We start from the raw sequence: 17,841 nt of genomic DNA, 5'->3' as shown, positions 1-17,841 counted from the left end.
AGCCCAACTCGGTGCGCTGCGGGCGAGCTTAGTCCGACCGGATCATCGCTGTGTCATATTCAGCAAGCCCCTGAAAAGGGACACAAGAGAGGAGTACCCTCAGCCCATTTGCACGCAACGGCACCAATCGCACACCATGAGTAACGACGTACGGGCATACGAAAATCACTCACCGTAATGAGTGAAGCACCTGTTCCGGATCAGATTCCGGCGATGCGCAGCGCGGCGTCGGCCGTCGCCTCGGCGAAGGCGGACACGGGGCGTTCGGGGTCGGAGCGGTGCACGAGGATGACCCCCTCGATGAGCCCGAACACCAGATCCGTGCGCAGCTCCAACTCGCTCTTGACCAGCGCCCCACCGGCGGCCGTGGCGGCGAGCAACTGCCGGTAGGCGTCCTTGAGTTCGGCGCGTACGGCATGGAAGCCGGCGAAGCGCTCGGCCCGCACCTCGGGCAGCAGATAGAGCCCGCCGAGGTTGTGCGAACCGCCGCACAGCAGCTCGACGTCGGTGCGGCACAGCTCCCACAGCCGGCCCTCGGCCGGGGTGGCGTCGTCCGCGAGGAGTTCCCGGGCGTAGGCCAGCGAGGGCGTGACCGTGGACTCCAGGAGGTCCGCGAGCAGTTCCTCCTTGCCGGAGACGTAGTGATACATGGACGCCTGCCGCATGCCCGCCCGCTCGGCGACTGCGCGGGTGGTGGTGGCCGCGTAGCCGCGGGTGGTGAACAACTCGGCGGCGGCGGCGAGGAGTTCGGCGCGCGGGGTCAGTCCGCTGTCCGGCCGCTGATCGGCCCGCGGCCTGCCGACCCGGCGGCCCCCCTGTGCACCTGTTGTCCCCATGCGTTCGATCCTCGCACACGACCCCGCACGGCAAACGCCCGACGATCTTCGTGAGGGCTCGGTAACCGACCGGCAACACCCGGGCAACCCCGACGACCCGACGGCCTCCTAATTTCTGTCGAGCGACAGAAATGTCGTACGACCGAGATGTCCCCGCAGCCGGAGGTCCCCGCAATGGCGACAGCGACCACTTACGGAGCCCGCGCCCACGCCCGCGCCCAGGAGGGCAGGCGCGCCGAGGCCATGCCCGTCGTCCCGGCCGGCGACTGGCCGGCCCCGCCCTGCGAGGCGGGCCACCTGGTGTGGGCCGAGACGGTCGCGGGCGGCAACTACACCCACCGCGTCCTGGCCCGCGGCACGGAACTCCGCCTGACCGACCTGCGCGGCGACGCCTGCGCCCACTTGCTCCTGTACGCGGCCGACCGCCCCTGGGAGCGCCTGAACGTCGCCGACACGGTCAAGGTCCAGTGGAACGCCTACCTCGGCGAGGGCCAGCTCCTCCTCTCCGACCAGGGCCGCGTCCTCGCCTCCCTCGTCGCCGACACCTCCGGCCGCCACGACGCCCTGTGCGGCACCTCGACCCTCGTCCGCAACACCGAGCGCTACGGCGACGGCACCCCGCAGTCCGAATCCCCCGCCGGCCGCGAGCTGTTCAAGCTCGCCGCCGCCAAGAACGGCCTGGAACCACGTGACTTGCCGCCCTCGCTCTCCTTCTTCCAGGGCGTCGAGGTCCGCGACGACGGCTCCCTCGACTTCACCGGCTCGACCGGCCCCGGCGGCAGCGTGACCCTGCGCGCCGAGCAGGACGTGACCGTACTGATCGCGAACGTGCCGCATCCGGTCGATCCGCGCGACGACTACGTCAGCACCCCGCTGGAGGTGCTCGCCTGGCGCGCCGAGGCCACCGAGCCGGGCGACCCCCTGTGGGAGGCCACGCCCGAGGGCCGCCGCGCCTTCCTCAACACCACGGAATTCCTTGCCGCAAGGGGGCTCGCATGAGCACGACCGTCGTTCCCGCCCGCGCCGCCTGGTCCGCCGTCGTCCGGACGGGCGAGACCCTCACCATCACCGACCTGCACGGCAACCAGGCCGTCGACTTCCTCGTCTACGACGCCCACGACACGTCGGTCCGCTACAGCGCCCCCGACACCATCCACGCCCAGGGCAACCTCTTCCTGACCACCGGCAGCGTGCTGATGTCCAACGAGCACACCCCGCTGATGACCGTCACCGACGACGAGGTCGGCCGGCACGACACGGTCGGCGGCGCCTGCTCCAAGGAGTCCAACACCCTGCGCTACGGCCACCACACGTGGTCGCAGCACGCGTGCGTGGACAACTTCCTCGCGGAGGGCGCCCGTTACGGCCTCGGCAAGCGGGACCTGGTCTCCAACATCAACTGGTACATGAACGTGCCGGTCGAGAAGGACGGCACCCTCGGCATCGTCGACGGCCTCTCCGCGCCGGGCCTGAAACTGACCCTGCGCGCCGAACGGGACGTCCTGGTCCTGGTCTCCAACTGCCCCCAGATCAACAACCCTTGCAACGGCTTCGAGCCGACGGCCGTGGAGATGACCATCGGGGTCACGGAATGACCTTCGACACGCTGCTGATCGCCAACCGGGGCGAGATCGCCGTCCGCATCATCCGCACGGCCCGCGAACTCGGCCTGCGCACGGTCGCCGTGTACTCCGACGCCGACCGCTCGGCACCCCACGTACGGCTCGCCGACGAGGCGGTACGGCTCGGCCCGGCACCGGCCAAAGAGTCGTACCTGGACGCCGACTTGGTGCTCAAGGCGGCCAAGGACACGGGCGCGGGCGCGATCCACCCCGGCTACGGCTTCCTCTCCGAGGACGCGGCCTTCGCCCGGCGCTGCGAGGACGCCGGGATCGTGTTCGTGGGCCCGACGCCCGCGCAGCTGGAGCTGTTCGGCGCCAAGCACACCGCACGCGCGGCGGCCGAGGCGGCCGGGGTCCAACTGGCGCCGGGCACAGGCCTGTTGGCGGACCTGAACGAGGCGCTCGCCCAAGCCACGCTGATCGGCTACCCCGTGATGCTCAAGGCGACCGGCGGAGGCGGCGGTATCGGCATGTCGGCATGTCGCTCCGCCGACGAACTGACCGAGGCCTGGGAGCGGGTGCAGCGCGTCGCCGCCGCCTCCTTCTCCTCCGCCGGAGTCTTCCTGGAACGCCTCGTCGAACACGCCCGCCATGTCGAGGTACAGGTCTTCGGCGACGGCGAGGGCAGGGTCGTCACCTTCGGCGACCGCGACTGCTCCCTCCAGCGCCGCAACCAGAAGGTGGTGGAGGAGGCCCCCGCACCGGGCCTGCCCGACTCCATCCGTACCCAACTGGCCATCTCCGCCCGCGACTTGTGCGCCTCGGTCGGCTACCGCTCCGCCGGCACGGTCGAGTTCGTCTACGACGCGCGGCGCGAGGAGGCCTACTTCCTGGAGGTCAACACCCGTCTCCAGGTGGAACATCCGGTCACCGAGGAGGTCTACGGCGTCGACCTGGTCGCCTGGATGCTGCGCCTGGCCCGCGGTGAGACCGACGTCGTCCAGGACCCGGGCAACCCGCACGGCCATGCCGTCGAGGCCCGCGTCTACGCCGAGGACCCGTCCCGCGAACACCGGCCCAGCGCGGGCCTGTTGACCCGGGTCGAGTTCCCGCACGGCGTGCGCGTCGACGGCTGGGTGGAGACCGGCACCGAGGTGACGACGTCGTACGACCCGATGCTCGCGAAGGTCATCGCGTACGGCTCCGACCGCGCCCACGCGCTCCGACGGCTCGACGAGGCACTGGCCCGCACCCGCGTGGACGGCATCGAGACCAACCTGGGCCTGGTGCGGGCGGCGCTGGCCGAGCCGGACTTCCGCACGGCCACCCACTCCACAGCGACCCTGACCACCGTCACCGACCCCACTCCCCGCATCGAGATCGTCTCCGGCGGCACCCTCACCACGGTCCAGGACTGGCCCGGCCGCACCGGCTACTGGCAGGTCGGCGTCCCCCCGTGCGGCCCGATGGACGACCTCTCCTTCCGCCTCGGCAACCGCGCGCTCGGCAACGAGGACGGCACCCCCGGCCTCGAATGCACCCTCCAGGGACCGACGTTGAGGTTCACCCACGCCACCACGGTGTGCGTGACGGGCGCCCCGGCACCAGTGACGATCGACAGCGCGCCGATCCCGCAGTGGGAGCCGGTGACGGTACCCGCAGGCGCCGTACTGGAGATCGGCGCCCCGGCCGAACACGGCCTGCGGACCTACGTGTTGTTCGCGGGCGGCCTGGACGTGCCCGCCTTCCTGGGCAGCGCGAGCACCTTCACTCTGGGCCGCTTCGGCGGCCACGGCGGCCGGGCCCTGCGCACCGGTGACGTCCTGCACGGCGGCACGGTCGCCGAGGGCACGCCCGTACCCACCGCCGACCGCCCGGCCTTCGGTGCCGTGTGGGACGTGGCGGCGGTCGAAGGCCCGCACGCGGCACCGGAGTTCTTCACCGAGGACGACATCCGCGACTTCTACGCGGCCGACTGGAAGGTCCACTTCAACTCGGCGCGCACGGGCGTCCGGCTGGTCGGCCCGAAGCCGCGCTGGGCCCGCACCGACGGCGGCGAGGCGGGCCTGCACCCGTCCAACATCCACGACACCCCGTACTCGGTCGGCGCCGTCGACTACACGGGCGACATGCCGGTACTGCTCGGCCCCGACGGCCCGTCCCTCGGCGGCTTCGTCTGCCCGGCGACGGTCATCAGCCAAGAGCGCTGGAAACTGGGCCAGTTCAGGCCCGGCGACACAGTCCGCTTCCTCCCGGTGCACGTCGACGGCTCAGCCCGCCCTGACATCGTGGACGGCGGAATCCTGGCCCGGGACGGCGACGTCACGTTCCGCCGCAGCGGCGACGACAACCTCCTCGTCGAATTCGGCCCCATGCAACTGGACTTGGCGCAACGCATGCGGGTCCACGCCCTCATGGAGGCGATCACGGAGGCCGACTTCGAAGGCGTCACGGACCTCACCCCGGGCATCCGCTCGCTCCAGATCCAAACGGACCCGAGCCGCCTCCCCCAGCACGAACTCCTCACCTCCGTAAGGGAGATAGCGTCGGCACTCCCGCCCACCGACCAACTGATCGTCCCCTCCCGCACGGTCCACCTCCCCCTCTCCTGGGACGACCCGGCGACCCGCGAGGCCATCGCCCGCTACATGGCGGGCGTCCGCGACGACGCCCCCTGGTGCCCCTGGAACATCGAGTTCATCCGCCGCGTCAACGGCCTCGACTCGGTAGAGGACGTCTACGGCACGGTCTTCGACGCGGAATACCTCGTACTGGGCCTGGGAGACGTCTACTTGGGCGCGCCCGTGGCTACCCCCCTGGACCCCCGCCACCGCCTGGTGACGACGAAGTACAACCCGGCCCGCACCTGGACGGCCGAGAACTCGGTCGGCATCGGCGGCGCGTACCTCTGCATCTACGGCATGGAGGGCCCCGGCGGCTACCAGTTCGTGGGCCGTACGACCCAGGTGTGGTCGGGCTGGCAGCAGCGCGGCGCGTTCGAACCGGGCTCCCCCTGGCTGCTGCGCTTCTTCGACCGCATCAAGTGGTACCCGGTGGAGCCGGACGAACTCCTCGACCTCCGGGCAGACATCACCTCCGGCCGCTTCGTCCCCCGCATCGAAGAGGGCACGTTCTCACTCGCCGAGTACGAGGCGTTCCTCACCGAGAACGCCGAGTCCATCGCGGAGTTCAGGTCCCGGCAGCAGACCGCGTTCGGCGCGGAACGCGACGCCTGGGAGGCCGCCGGCGAGTTCACCCGCGCCGAGGCGGCAGCCGCCCCGGCACCCCCACAGGCCGAGGTGACGGTCCCGGCGGGCGGACGCCTGGTGGAGGCCGAATTCGCCGCGTCCGTATGGCAGTTGAACGTAGAGCCAGGCGACGAGGTGACAGTCGGCCAACCCCTCCTGGCCCTGGAGGCAATGAAGATGGAGTCCAGGGTCCACGCCCCGATGGCCGGAGTGGTCACGGAAATCCTGGCCAGGCCCGGCGACCAGGTCGAAGCGGGCACGGCGTTGCTCGTCCTCGCCCCCGCAAGCTGAACCTCACGCCGAACCGCAAGGAGCACCAAGAGATGTCGACCATCGTGTCCCGAGTCCGCGCCGCCTACGCCCGCATCGAGGCAGTGGACCGCCCCGAGATCTGGATCGACCTGCGCCCGCAGGCAGAGGTCGAGTCCGAGGCGCGGGCGATAGCCGATCGAGTGGCGGCAGGCGAACAACTCCCCCTCGCCGGTCGCCTGTTCGCGGCCAAGGGCAACATAGACGTCCACGGCCTGCCGACAACGGCAGGCTGCCCGGCGTACGCCTACGACCCGGAGACCGACGCCCCGGTGGTGACCCGCCTCCGCGCGGCCGGCGCGATCGTCCTCGGCACCACGAACCTCGACCAGTTCGCCACGGGCCTGGTCGGCACCCGCTCCCCGTACGGCGCGGTACGCAACGCCCACGACCCGGAGCGGATCAGCGGCGGCTCCAGCGCCGGTTCGGCCGTCGCCGTGGCCCTCGGCATCGTCGACTTCGCCCTCGGCACCGACACGGCGGGCTCGGGCCGGGTCCCCGCCGCCTTCAACGGCATCGTCGGCCTCAAGCCCACCAGGGGCCTGGTCCCGACAACGGGGGTAGTCCCGGCCTGCGCCTCGATCGACTGCGTGACGGTCTTCGCCCGCACACTCCCGGAGGCCGAACAGGCCCTGTCCTTCATGACCTCCCCACCGGCCCGCGACCTCCCGCTCCTCCCCCAGCGAGCCCCCGGCCCATGGCGCATCGCGGTCCCCACGCGGGAACAACTCGGCGAACTGGACGAAGGCTGGGCGGAGGCCTACGAGGCGGCGGTGGAACAGCTCAGGAGCGCGGGCGCCGAGATCCGCACCCTGGACCTCACCCCCTTCACCGAGGCGGCGGCGATGCTCTACCAGGGGGCGTTCGTGGCCGAGCGCTACACAGCGGTAGGCACCTTTGTCGACAAGGCGATCGCATCCGGCACCGAGGGCCTGGACCCCACGGTCACCGGCATCATCACCCGGGCCCGAGACATCCCGGCCCACCAGCTGTACACCGACCAGGAGCGCCTGGCGGCCCTGCGCACCCGGGCCCTGTCGGAACTGGCCGACGCGGACGCCCTGTTGCTCCCGACAACTCCGGGCCACCCGACCCTGGCCGAGGTAGCCGCCGACCCGCTCGGGGCAAACGCCCGCCTGGGCCGCTTCACCAACTCCACGAACCTCTTCGACCTGGCGGCGGTAGCAGTCCCGTCGGGCGAGGTGAACGGGCTCCCCTTCGGGGTGATGCTGATCGGCCCGGCGTTCACCGACGACCGCTTGGCGCGCATCGCGGGCGAGTTGGAGCCATCGCTCCAACTGGCCGTCGTAGGAGCCCACTTGACGGGCCAGCCCCTGAACCCCCAACTCCTGTCCCTGGGCGCCCACTTGGACCGCACGACTACGACAGCGCCGGTGTACCGCTTGCACGCCCTGGCGACGACTCCGCCCAAGCCGGGCCTGGTGCATGTGGGCGAGGGCGGCGCGGAGATAGAGGCGGAGGTGTGGCGACTCCCGGCGGAGGGCTTGGGCCGCTTGCTGGCAGCACTCCCCCGCCCAATGACACTGGGCAACGTGCAACTGGCAGACGGCACAAGCGTCCCGGGCTTCCTCTGCGAGCCGGCAGCTCTGGAAAACGCAGAGGACATCACAACCTACGGGGGCTGGCGAAACTACGTGAGCTCTTGAGGGCCGCAAGGCTCACTCCCTAGGGGCGCGGGGAACTGCGCGCCCAGCCACAACGCACCCGCACTCGCCCCTCAAACGGTCACCCCACAGACGAGTAGGCCACCACTCCCCGCAGCAACAGATCAACAGCCTTACGCGCATTCTTAGCCACGGTCGAAGACGCCTCGCCCCCAGAAACCGGCGCCGCCGCCGAAATCTGCCCCAACACATCAATCACCTGCTTGCACCACCGAACAAAGTCCCCGGCCGGCATCTCCACCTCCCGAAGGACCTCGTCCAACCCCTTCCCACTGGCCCACATATACGCGGCCCAGGCAAACCCAAGATCCGGCTCCCGCTGCCCAACCCCTTCGGTCTGAGTGATCCGGAAATCCTCCTCAAGGGCATCAAGCCGCCCCCAGATCCGCACCATCTCACCGAGCGCGGCCTTGGCCTTGCCGGACGGCACCTTCGGCGCCGTCGCGTCATCGCTGACCCGCGCCTCGAACACCAAGGCAGAGACGCACGCGGCGAGTTCGGCAGGGGCGAGCCCCTCCCAGACGCCCTCCCGCAGACACTCACTGGCGAGCAGATCGAGTTCGCCGTACAACCGGGCCAGCCGCTTCCCGTGCTCGGTGACATCGTCGCCGCGCAGATAGTCCAGCTCGGTCAGCAGCGCGACGATCCGGTCGAAGGTCCGGGCGATCGTGTTGGTCCGCCCCTCGATCCGCCGCTCCAGCTGCGTGGTGTCCCGCTGCAGCCGGTGGTACCGCTCGGCCCAACGGGCGTGGTCCTCACGGTCGGTGCAGCCGTGACAGGGGTGCGCCCGGATCGCCGTACGCAACTGCGCGATCTCCCGGTCATCGGCGGCCTGCGACCGCTGCTTGCGGGCGCGCTCCGGCGGGATGTGCCCGGCCTTGGTGCGCAGCGCGGAGGCCAGGTCCCGACGGGACTGCGGGGAACGGGCGTTGAAGGTCTTCGGGATCCGCATCCGGTCCAACGCCTCGACGGGCACCGGGAAGTCGATCGACGCGAGCCGCTTGACCTGCCGTTCGACCGTGAGGACCAGCGGGCGCGGCCCGTCGTGCTGCTCGAAGCCGCGGTGGCCGTTGGACCGCCCTGCGGGCAGTCCCGGGTCCAACACCAGCGCCAGACCGGCGTACTTGCCGGTCGGGACGTGGATGATGTCTCCCGGCTTGAGCTTCTCCAGCGCTACGGCGGACTCGGCCCGCCGTAGGGCCACGCCCTGCCGGGCCAGCTCGGTCTCCCGGTCCTTGAGCTCGCGACGCAGCCGCATGTAGTCGTCGAAGTCGCCCAAGTGGCAGGTCATGGAGTCCTTGTAGCCCTCCAGACCCTCCTCGTTGCGCTGCACCTGCCGCGAGATCCCGACGACGGACTTGTCCGCCTGGAACTGCGCGAAGGACGTCTCAAGGAGCTCACGCGACCGGTGCCGCCCGAACTGGTCGACGAGGTTGACCGCCATGTTGTACGACGGCTTGAAGCTGGAGCGCAGCGGATACGTGCGCGTGCCGGCCAGTCCCGCGAGGTGCTCGGGACTGATCCCGCGCTGCCACAGCACGACGGCGTGACCCTCGACGTCAATGCCGCGCCGACCGGCACGACCGGTCAACTGGGTGTACTCGCCGGGGGTGATGTCGGCGTGCTGCTCGCCGTTCCACTTGACGAGCTTCTCCAACACCACCGAGCGCGCGGGCATGTTGATGCCGAGCGCCAGGGTCTCCGTGGCGAACACGGCCTTCACGAGCCCGCGCAGGAACAGCTCCTCCACGACCTCCTTGAACGTCGGCAGCATGCCCGCGTGATGGGCCGCGATACCGCGCTCCAGGCCCTCCAACCACTCGTAGTACCCGAGGACATGCAGGTCCTCGTTGGGAATGGACGCCGTGCGCTCCTCGACGAGGGCGCGCACCTTTTCCCGCGCGTCGTCGTCGTTGAGCCGCAGCCCGGCGTACAGACACTGCTGCACGGCGGCCTCGCAGGCGGCGCGGCTGAAGATGAACGTGATGGCGGGCAGCAGGTCCTCGCTGTCCAGCCGCTCGATGACCTCAGGACGGCCCGGCGTCCACACCCGCGAACGCGATCTGCGCTCGCGCTCCCGGTCGGCCTCACGCATGGCACGGCCACGCTTGCGGTCCTGGTACGAGGGGCGCTGGGCCTCCATGCGGGCCAGGCGGGTGAGGTCGGGGTTGACGGCCTTCTTGTTGCCCTCGCCCTCCTCGAACAGGTCGTACATCCGCCGCCCGGCGAGCACGTGCTGGAACAGCGGGACGGGCCGGTGCTCGGAGACGATGACCTCGGTGTGGCCGCGGACGGTGTCGAGCCAGTCGCCGAACTCCTCGGCGTTCGACACGGTCGCCGACAGGGAGACCAGGGTCACCGACTCGGGGAGGTGGATGATCACCTCCTCCCACACGGCACCACGGAAGCGGTCCGAGAGGTAGTGCACCTCGTCCATGACCACGTATCCGAGGCCGAGGAGGGTCTGCGAACCGGCGTACAGCATGTTGCGCAGCACCTCGGTGGTCATGACGACCACCGGTGCCTCGGAGTTGACGCTGTTGTCGCCGGTGAGCAGGCCGACCTTGTCCGCGCCGTAGCGGCGGCACAGGTCGGCGTACTTCTGGTTCGACAGTGCCTTGATGGGGGTCGTGTAGAAGCACTTCTTGCCCTGCTGGAGGGCGAGGTGGACGGCGAACTCGCCGACGATCGTCTTGCCGGAGCCGGTGGGCGCCGCTACCAGCACGCCCTTCCCCGCTTCGAGCGCCTGGCAGGCCTCGATCTGGAAGGGGTCGAGACCGAAGTCGTACATCTCGCGGAAGTCCGCGAGCGCGGTGGCCTGCTCGGCTGCCCGCAGGCGGGCTGCCGCGTACCGCTCGGCCGGGGAGAGGTCCTCTGTCATCGTGCTTTCGAGCGTACCGGGCGCCACTGACAACAGGACGATCATTATCCGTTCCCATGAACCCCGCACACACGGAGACCGGCCGCCCGCGCTGCGGGAACGGCCGGTCTCGGCGGAGATCCGGAGGGGATCAGGTCACGTCGTCATAGCCGTTGACCCGGTCCGAACCCGTACCGCTCGCCTGCTCGGGCAGAGCTGCCCGGCCGGCCGAGACGGCTTCGATCTCACCGATGTCCTCGGGAGTGAGGTCCAGGTCGGAGGCCTCGTCGTCGCCCGGTCCCTCCGCATCGCGGCGGCGCTTGCGCCGGTCGTTGACCAGGGAGAAGACGACCGCGGCGAAGTACAGCACCCAGATCGGCCCGGCCAGGGCCAGCATGGTCAGCGGGTCGGTGCTGGGGGTGGCGACGGCAGCGAAGACCGTGATGCCGAGGATCATGCCGCGCCACCAGCCGAGCATCCGCTTGCCGGTCAGCGCACCCGTGAGGTTGAGCATGATCAGCAGCAGTGGCAGCTCGAAGGAGAGGCCGAAGACGAGCACCATGCGCGTGACCAGGTCGAGCAGGTCGTCCAGCGGCAGCAGGTTGTTGACGTCCTTGGGCGTGAAGCCGATCAGGACCTGCGCCGTGGTGGGCAGCACCTTGTAGGCGAAGTAGGCGCCGCCGAGGAACAGCGGAACGCCGGTGCCCACGAAGGAGAGCGCGTACTTCTTCTCGTTCTTGTGCAGGCCGGGGGCGACGAAGCCCCACAGCTGGTACAGCCAGACCGGGGAGGCCAGGACGACACCGGCCATCAGGGACACCTTCAACGCCAGGGTGAACGGCGTCAGCAGACCGTTGATCGTGATCTGCGCGCACGGCTGGGACGTCTTGGACGTCTTCGCCAGCTGCTCGAAGTTCTGGGAGCAACCGACCGAGTGCAACACCGGCTTGGTGATGATGTTGACGATGTCGTTGTAGAAGAAGGCGGCCACGCAGGTCACCACGATGATGGCGAGCATCGCCTTCGCGAGCCGGTTGCGCAGCTCGCGCAGATGGTCCGCGAGGGGCATCCGCCCCTCGGGGTCCTTCTCCTTCGTGCGGGCAGACTTAGGCAACCCACGTCCTCATCTCGTGCGGCAGGCCGGGGGCGTCCCGGCCCTGCGTCAGCGCTTGGTCGTGTCCGACGGCTCAGTGACGGGGCGCGAGCTGGTCACGTCGCCGGGGGCCGCCTGGATGGTGCGCTGCACGGGCTCGTCGGTGTTCGGCGGGCCGGCGGGGGCGGGGGTGGTGTTGCCCTCTTCCTTCATCGCCTTGGCTTCGCTCTTGAGGATGCGGGCGGACTTGCCGAGCGAGCGGGCCATGTCCGGAAGCTTCTTCGCGCCGAAGAGCAGCACGATGACGACGAGGATGAGAATGATCTCGGGAGCTCCGAGCCTTCCGAACATAAGTCTTTACCTTCTCACCGAGGCGGCTGGGGTGGGGGTGCTGTCCGATCGCTCGGACATGTGTCCGACGTTCGTGCTGCCAGCGATCGTAACGCTCAGGGGTAAACGTCAGGCAATCCCCGTGCGTACTCCCGGTCCGCGCTCCGGGCCTCGTTATCCGGACCGCGATCAGCAGCGTACCTGCCCCCACCGACAACGTGACAGGGCAAAGTGACGCGAAGCGCATCAGGCGCGCAACTCACACCCCACGCATACGTGACTCACAGTGCGTCGACGGAACGGGCCGTCGCCACGGCCGCCCGTTCCAGGTCCTCGGCCGCCCTGTTGATGCGCTGCGCGGCGTCCGTGACCTGGCGTCCGAGCCGCTGCGCCTCCAGGAAGACCCGGACGGCGAGCACGCCGAGCACGGCGAGACCAAGGAAACCCACAGCTACCGCGACCATCGCCCAGAACATGGGGCGAGCCTAGACCCTGTTATCCGACGGAGGTCAGCCGCAGGGTCCTGACCCCGCCGCCGGTGAGCAGTTCGACGATCCGCTCACCCGCGGGCTTGCGGACCGCGGCGCCGCAGTCGGGGCAGGTGAACGAGTAGAACGTGGTGCGGCTGGTGGCGCCGATGGCGAGACGCAGGGCGCTCGCCGCCAGTTCGAAGTTGCCCCGGCAGTCCGGGCAGCCCGCTCTGAACATCACCGGCACCACGCTCTTCATCCCGGCGAACGCGGCGGCCACCGTCATCTCCGGAACACCCGAGACGCCCGGGACACCCGACATCGTCGACTCACTCACAGCCCTTGCTCCTGCCTGTCGTCAACTCCGTGCACACCATCAACAACGCCCTGCGGTCCGTCGTACGCCGTCAACGCCTCGCGGGCGGCCCGTCGGGCGCTGTCGGCGAGGTCGCCCGGCGAGACGATCCGGCCGTCGCGCCCGAGCCGTAGGGCCAGGCGTCGCAGGGACGTCGGGTCGGGGGTGCGCAAGGTAATACGCAGCCCGCCGTCGGGAAGCTCATCGGCACTGTCGTGCGGGTAGTACTCGGCGACCCAGCGTCCACCCGGGCCGACCTCCACGACGACCTCCGGGTCCTCGGCGGCGGGCTGCACCAGCGCCTCCGACAGGTCCCGCAGTTCGATCTCGGGCGGCGCGGACGGCTCGTCGAGGATCTTGATCTCGGCGACCCGGTCGAGCCGGAAGGTGCGGCGCGCCTCGGAGCGCCGGCACCAGGCCTCCACGTACGTGTGCCCGACGCTGACCAGGCGGATGGGGTCGATCTCGCGCTCGCTCAACTCGTCGCGCGCGGGCGAGTAGTAGCGGATCCACAGGCGCCGGCGCTCGGAGATCGCCCGGTCGACGTCGGCGAAGACACCGCCCTCGGACTCGAAGGTCACCGAAAGCCGTGCACTGGCTCCGGCCGCCTCACCGGCCGCCGCCTCCAGCTTGGCGTTGGCCCGCAACAGCGCCTGCCGGTCGCTCTCGCGCAGGCCCGGCAACGTGGATACGGCGCGGGCGGCCACCAGCAGCGCGGTCGCCTCGTCGGCCGCCAGCCGGAGCGGCTCGGCGACGTCGTCGGGGTTGTGCCACCAGATGCGGTCGCCGTCGGTGTCGATGTCGAGCAGGTCGCCGCCGCGGAAGCTGGTCCCGCACATGGGCAGGATGTCGAGGTCGGAGACCAGCTCGTCCTCGGTGATCCCGAAGGCACGGGCCACGTCCTCGATACGTGCTCCGGGGCGCTCCTTCAGATAGGTCACCAGGGAGAGCATCCGCCGGGTCTGGTCGATGGCGTTCACGGGCCTGACCGGTTTGCCTGCCACAGTTCTCTTCCGCTCCCCCTCAGCCCTTGGCCACGGCACGCAGCCGGTCCACCACGTCGGCCCGCAGCTCGGCGGGCTCCAGGACCACGACATCGGGCCCGAACTCCACCAGCCAGGCGTCCAGTCCGTGGCCGTACGGAATCTCCAACTCGTCCCAGCCGTCCCCGAGTTCCCGCACCGCCGTGGCTTTCGCCCGCAGGGGGTACCCGGAGCCGGTGCGCAGCCGGATCAGCGCGGAGCGGTCGGCGGTCTCCCCCGCCCAGCTCGCGACGGTCTCGCGCACGGTCACGACATCGGGGATGTCCGCGGTGAACCGCCCGTTGCGCGACCGCACTCTGCCGGTGATCCGGGAGAGCCGGAAGACCCGCTCGGCCCCGCGGTCCCGGTCCCAGCCCGCGAGGTACCAGTGGCCGCGCCAGCACTCGAGGGCCCACGGCTCGACGCTCCGCGTCTCGGGGCGGGCGGCGGTGGCCTTGCGGTACTCGAACACGACGGGCCGACGGTCGCGGCAGGCCAGCATCAGCGGCTCGAACGACGCCTCGTGCACCGGAATGCGCGGCTCCAGGGCGCCGTGCGGCTCGTACGGGTCGAGGTCCTCGGGCATTCCGGCCGCGCGCAGTTTCTGCAGGGCGCCGCTGGCGGCACCGGCGAGACGGGCCTGCTGCCACACCTTGGCGGCGAGACCGAGCGCGGCGGCCTCCTCGGCGTCGAGGGTGATGGGCGGGAGGCGGTTGCTGTCACGGCGGGCGAGATAGCCGACCTCGCCGTCCAGGTTCTCCACCGTCTCGATGACCAGCCCGAGTTCGCGCAGATCGTCCTTGTCGCGCTCGAACATCCGGTTGAAGGAGTCGTCGGACCCGGCTTCGAGGTAGGCCTCGATGGATTCCCGCAGCTCACGCTTGCTGAGCGGCCGCCGCGTCCCGAGCAGACACAGCGCGAGGTTCATCAGCCGCTCGGCCTTGGCAATGGCCATCGACGCCCTTCGCCTTCCTATGTGCTTACGAACGATGACCGTACCGCCCCACGAGGGCCCGGCAAAAGCCGAGGGCCCATGCCCGAGCAGGCATGGGCCCCAGGTGATCGGGTCCGGTCGGATCCGGTGATCAGACGGCGACGAGGTCGACCACGAAAATCAGGGTCTCGCCCGGCTTGATCGCCGGGGTCGGGCTCTGGTTGCCGTAGGCGAGGTGTGCCGGGATGGTCAGCTGGCGACGGCCGCCGACCTTCATGCCCTGCACGCCCTGGTCCCAGCCCTTGATGACACGGCCGCCACCGAGCGGGAACTTGAACGGGGTGCCGCGGTTCCAGCTGGCGTCGAACTCCTCGCCGGTGCTGAAGGCCACGCCCACGTAGTGGACGGTGACGTTCTGGCCCGACTTGGCGACCTCGCCCTCACCCTCCCAAAGGTCCTTGATCTCCAGGTCGGCCGGGGGCTCGCCACCCGGGAAGTCGATCTCGGGCTTCTCGATGCTCACGTCTCTAGCTCCTGCTTGTGTACGACAAGGCAACTCGGACAGTCTCGCATCCCGGTCGGAGTCGTGCGCCGGGACGCCCTCCACCTGTGGACTACATCGCCGCCAGGATGTCGACCGAGAAGACCAGGGTGTCGCCCTTCTTGATGGCACCGCCGGTCGGCGGGGTGTCGCCGTAGGCCAGGTCCGGGGGCGCGACGATCATGACGCGGCTGCCGACCTTCTTGCCGGTGACGCCCTGCGCCAGGCCCTTGACGACCGACTCCATCTGCGAGATCGCGAACTGGCTCAACCGGCCCTGGGAGTACGTCGATTCGAACTCCTTGCCGGTGTTCCAGACCACGCCCTTGAACTGGCACAGGATCGTCTGGGACGCCTTGACGACGGCTCCGTCGCCCTCCAGGACGTAGTTCGACACCAGCTTCTTCGGCGGGTCCGCCTTCGGGATGGTCACCGAGGGGGCCTTGCCGTCGGTGTTCGTGCCGACCTTGGGCAGCGCGGCGTCGGACTGCGCCACGGTCGTGCCCTTGGCGGAGCTCTTGACGTTGAAGGAGTCCTGCACGTCGATCACGAAGACGAGCGTGTCGGTACCCTTGATGCCCGCCTGGCTGTTGCCCGTCGTGCCGTACCCCCAGGTCGGCGGGATGGCCATCACGACGCGGCTGCCGACCTTCCGGCCCGCCAGGCCGTAGCGCCAGCCGTCGATGATGCTGCCCTGGGCGAGCTGGATCACCAACGGGGTCTTGCGGTCATAGGAGTTGTCGAAGACCTTGGCCGAAGACCAGATCTGGCCCAGGTAGTTGACCTGGACGAAGTCGCCCTCCGCTACGGCCTTGCCGCTGCCCGCGATGACCGTCTTCACCGCGAGGTCCTTCGACGGATCGCCGGTGCCCTTGGCGACGGTCGGCTTCTCGTCGAACTTCGTGCCCGCGGTGATCGCCGGCACCGGACCGTCCACGACCTTCGGCGGCGGAGCGGTCGTGGCCGAGCCGGACGGCGAGGGCGACGGCGACGCGCTGGCCTTGCTGGAGGAGGAATCGCTGTCACCGCACCCCGCGAGCGTCACGAGTCCTGCGGGAACAGCGATGAGAAGGGAGCGTCGGCGCACGGTGAAGGCCTCGTATCGGTCGATCTTGTTGATGGCGTGCGCGCAACTCTACGGCGTGGCACGGGCCCCGTACGTGAAACGTACGGGGCCCGTGTGGCGTACCGAATATGTATCCGGACGTCGGTGTCCGGACGCTTTCGCCTACATTCCGGCGATCAGTTTCTCCACCCGGTCGTCCACGGAACGGAACGGGTCCTTGCACAACACCGTGCGCTGTGCCTGGTCGTTGAGCTTGAGGTGGACCCAGTCGACGGTGAAGTCCCGTCGCTGCTCCTGGGCCCTGCGGATGAAGTCGCCGCGCAGCCGGGCCCGAGTGGTCTGCGGGGGAACGGACTTGCCCTCGAAGATCTTCAAGTCGTTGCAGATCCGGGCGGCTTGGCCCTTCCTCTCGAGGAGGTAGTAGAGCCCTCGGCGACGGTGGATGTCGTGGTAGGCGAGGTCGATCTGGGCGACCCGCGGGTGGGACATCGTCATGTTGTGCTTGGCCCGGTACCGCTCGATCAGCTGGTACTTCATGACCCAGTCGATCTCGGTGCCGATCCGGTCGAGGTCCTCGGCCTCGATCGCGTCGAGCGTGCGGCCCCACAGTTCGAGGACCTGCTCGACGGTGCCGGTGCGGATGCCGCGGCGGTCTACGAAGTCCACGGCCTTCTCGTAGTACTCGCGCTGCACCTCGATCGCGGAGGCCTCGCGGCCACTGGCCAGGCGCACCTTGCGCCGGCCCGTGATGTCGTGGCTGACCTCGCGGATCGCCCGGATCGGGTTCTCCAGGGTCAGGTCGCGCATCACCGTGCCCGCCTCGATCATGCGCAGCACCAGGTCGGTGGCACCGACCTTGAGCAGCATGGTCGTCTCGGACATGTTCGAGTCGCCCACGATGACGTGCAGTCGCCGGTAACGCTCGGCGTCCGCGTGCGGTTCGTCACGGGTGTTGATGATGGGCCGGGAACGCGTCGTCGCCGAGGAGACGCCCTCCCAGATGTGTTCGGCGCGCTGGCTGACGCAGTACACGGCGCCGCGCGGGGTCTGCAGAACCTTGCCCGCGCCGCACAGAAGCTGACGCGTGACCAGGAAGGGGATGAGGATGTCCGCGAGCCGGGAGAACTCGCCGTGCCGTGCCACCAGGTAGTTCTCGTGGCAGCCGTACGAGTTGCCCGCCGAGTCGGTGTTGTTCTTGAAGAGGTAGACGTCGCCCGCGATTCCCTCCTCGTGCAGGCGTCGTTCGGCGTCCACCAGGAGTCCTTCGAGAATGCGCTCGCCGGCTTTGTCGTGGGTGACCAGTTCGGTCACGTTGTCACATTCGGGGGTCGCGTATTCCGGATGTGAGCCCACGTCGAGATAGAGCCGGGCGCCGTTTCGCAGAAAGACATTGCTGCTGCGGCCCCATGACACGACACGGCGGAAGAGGTACCGAGCCACTTCGTCGGGAGACAGACGCCGCTGTCCCCTGAACGTACACGTGACGCCGTACTCGTTCTCCAGCCCGAAAATGCGGCGGTCCATGACTGA

Annotated in this window: 15 protein-coding genes; 4 read left to right on the top strand and 11 right to left on the bottom strand. The window is 69.6% G+C overall.

Annotated features, from left to right (window positions below; genetic code table 11):
- Window positions 1-200 precede the first annotated feature (200 nt).
- On the bottom strand, window positions 201-836 hold the full coding sequence (locus OO70_RS37465) for a TetR/AcrR family transcriptional regulator (protein ID WP_043681723.1): 636 nt from the start codon (window positions 834-836) through the stop codon (window positions 201-203).
- Between the two features lie 174 nt (window positions 837-1,010).
- Between OO70_RS37465 and OO70_RS37460 the strand changes: the two genes are divergently transcribed.
- Genes OO70_RS37460 through atzF form a run of 4 tightly spaced genes read left to right on the top strand, consistent with a single transcriptional unit; the run spans window position 1,011 to window position 7,622 of the window.
- The gene (locus OO70_RS37460) at window positions 1,011-1,835 is read left to right on the top strand and encodes an urea amidolyase associated protein UAAP1 (protein WP_043681720.1); all 825 of its coding nucleotides are present in this window, start codon (window positions 1,011-1,013) and stop codon (window positions 1,833-1,835) included.
- Window positions 1,832-2,431: an urea amidolyase associated protein UAAP2 gene (locus tag OO70_RS37455; RefSeq protein ID WP_043681717.1), complete on the top strand. Its 600-nt coding sequence runs from the start codon at window positions 1,832-1,834 to the stop codon at window positions 2,429-2,431. Before OO70_RS37460 ends, OO70_RS37455 begins: the two co-directional genes overlap by 4 nt.
- Window positions 2,428-5,937 (top strand): 5-oxoprolinase/urea amidolyase family protein, encoded by a 3,510-nt coding sequence (locus OO70_RS37450; RefSeq protein ID WP_043681714.1) that lies wholly within the window; start codon window positions 2,428-2,430, stop codon window positions 5,935-5,937. The genes OO70_RS37455 and OO70_RS37450 overlap by 4 nt, the downstream gene beginning before the upstream one ends.
- Window positions 5,934-7,622 (top strand): allophanate hydrolase, encoded by a 1,689-nt coding sequence (atzF, locus tag OO70_RS37445; protein ID WP_267881250.1) that lies wholly within the window; start codon window positions 5,934-5,936, stop codon window positions 7,620-7,622. The genes OO70_RS37450 and atzF overlap by 4 nt, the downstream gene beginning before the upstream one ends.
- A 79-nt stretch (window positions 7,623-7,701) precedes the next feature.
- Here the strand turns inward: atzF and OO70_RS37440 are convergent, their stop codons facing one another.
- The 10 genes from OO70_RS37440 to pafA form a co-directional block, all read right to left on the bottom strand.
- Window positions 7,702-10,566 carry a DEAD/DEAH box helicase gene (locus tag OO70_RS37440; RefSeq protein ID WP_043681709.1) on the bottom strand — a complete coding sequence of 955 codons (2,865 nt, stop codon included), beginning with the start codon at window positions 10,564-10,566 and terminating at the stop codon, window positions 7,702-7,704.
- Between the two features lie 85 nt (window positions 10,567-10,651).
- Window positions 10,652-11,614, bottom strand: coding sequence for a twin-arginine translocase subunit TatC (gene tatC / locus OO70_RS37435; RefSeq protein WP_199827486.1), 963 nt, complete (start codon window positions 11,612-11,614; stop codon window positions 10,652-10,654).
- Between the two features lie 48 nt (window positions 11,615-11,662).
- Window positions 11,663-11,944, bottom strand: coding sequence for a Sec-independent protein translocase subunit TatA (tatA, locus tag OO70_RS37430; RefSeq protein WP_043681703.1), 282 nt, complete (start codon window positions 11,942-11,944; stop codon window positions 11,663-11,665).
- A 260-nt stretch (window positions 11,945-12,204) separates the two neighbouring features.
- Complete coding sequence (locus OO70_RS37425) at window positions 12,205-12,399, bottom strand: hypothetical protein (RefSeq protein WP_043681702.1); 195 nt, start codon at window positions 12,397-12,399, stop codon at window positions 12,205-12,207.
- A gap of 19 nt (window positions 12,400-12,418) precedes the next feature.
- Window positions 12,419-12,730, bottom strand: coding sequence for a hypothetical protein (locus tag OO70_RS37420; protein ID WP_043681699.1), 312 nt, complete (start codon window positions 12,728-12,730; stop codon window positions 12,419-12,421).
- A complete protein-coding gene (locus OO70_RS37415) occupies window positions 12,727-13,752 on the bottom strand; it encodes a helix-turn-helix transcriptional regulator (protein WP_078651708.1) in 1,026 nt (341 codons plus the stop codon). Before OO70_RS37415 ends, OO70_RS37420 begins: the two co-directional genes overlap by 4 nt.
- Before the next feature lie 19 nt (window positions 13,753-13,771).
- Window positions 13,772-14,725 (bottom strand): helix-turn-helix transcriptional regulator, encoded by a 954-nt coding sequence (locus tag OO70_RS37410; protein ID WP_043681693.1) that lies wholly within the window; start codon window positions 14,723-14,725, stop codon window positions 13,772-13,774.
- A gap of 130 nt (window positions 14,726-14,855) precedes the next feature.
- A complete protein-coding gene (locus OO70_RS37405) occupies window positions 14,856-15,227 on the bottom strand; it encodes an FKBP-type peptidyl-prolyl cis-trans isomerase (protein WP_043681690.1) in 372 nt (123 codons plus the stop codon).
- 91 nt (window positions 15,228-15,318) lie between these two features.
- Window positions 15,319-16,332 carry an FKBP-type peptidyl-prolyl cis-trans isomerase gene (locus tag OO70_RS37400; protein ID WP_043681687.1) on the bottom strand — a complete coding sequence of 338 codons (1,014 nt, stop codon included), beginning with the start codon at window positions 16,330-16,332 and terminating at the stop codon, window positions 15,319-15,321.
- Between the two features lie 141 nt (window positions 16,333-16,473).
- On the bottom strand, window positions 16,474-17,835 hold the full coding sequence (pafA, locus tag OO70_RS37395) for a Pup--protein ligase (protein WP_043681683.1): 1,362 nt from the start codon (window positions 17,833-17,835) through the stop codon (window positions 16,474-16,476).
- Window positions 17,836-17,841 lie beyond the last annotated feature (6 nt).

Origin of the sequence: Streptomyces xylophagus (assembly GCF_000716435.1) — a bacterium.
Lineage (GTDB): Bacteria > Actinomycetota > Actinomycetes > Streptomycetales > Streptomycetaceae > Streptomyces > Streptomyces xylophagus.
This window is presented reverse-complemented; position numbering and strand designations above follow the sequence as displayed.

Excerpts from the sequence above, each read along its gene's own strand:
- OO70_RS37465 (WP_043681723.1), bottom strand. The coding sequence starts at position 836 with ATGGGGACAACAGGTGCACAGGGGGGCCGCCGGGTCGGCAGGCCGCGG.
- OO70_RS37460 (WP_043681720.1), top strand. The coding sequence starts at position 1,011 with ATGGCGACAGCGACCACTTACGGAGCCCGCGCCCACGCCCGCGCCCAG.
- OO70_RS37455 (WP_043681717.1), top strand. The coding sequence starts at position 1,832 with ATGAGCACGACCGTCGTTCCCGCCCGCGCCGCCTGGTCCGCCGTCGTC.
- OO70_RS37450 (WP_043681714.1), top strand. The coding sequence starts at position 2,428 with ATGACCTTCGACACGCTGCTGATCGCCAACCGGGGCGAGATCGCCGTC.
- OO70_RS37440 (WP_043681709.1), bottom strand. The coding sequence starts at position 10,566 with ATGATCGTCCTGTTGTCAGTGGCGCCCGGTACGCTCGAAAGCACGATG.
- tatA (WP_043681703.1), bottom strand. The coding sequence starts at position 11,944 with ATGTTCGGAAGGCTCGGAGCTCCCGAGATCATTCTCATCCTCGTCGTC.
- OO70_RS37425 (WP_043681702.1), bottom strand. The coding sequence starts at position 12,399 with ATGTTCTGGGCGATGGTCGCGGTAGCTGTGGGTTTCCTTGGTCTCGCC.
- OO70_RS37410 (WP_043681693.1), bottom strand. The coding sequence starts at position 14,725 with ATGGCCATTGCCAAGGCCGAGCGGCTGATGAACCTCGCGCTGTGTCTG.
- pafA (WP_043681683.1), bottom strand. The coding sequence starts at position 17,835 with ATGGACCGCCGCATTTTCGGGCTGGAGAACGAGTACGGCGTCACGTGT.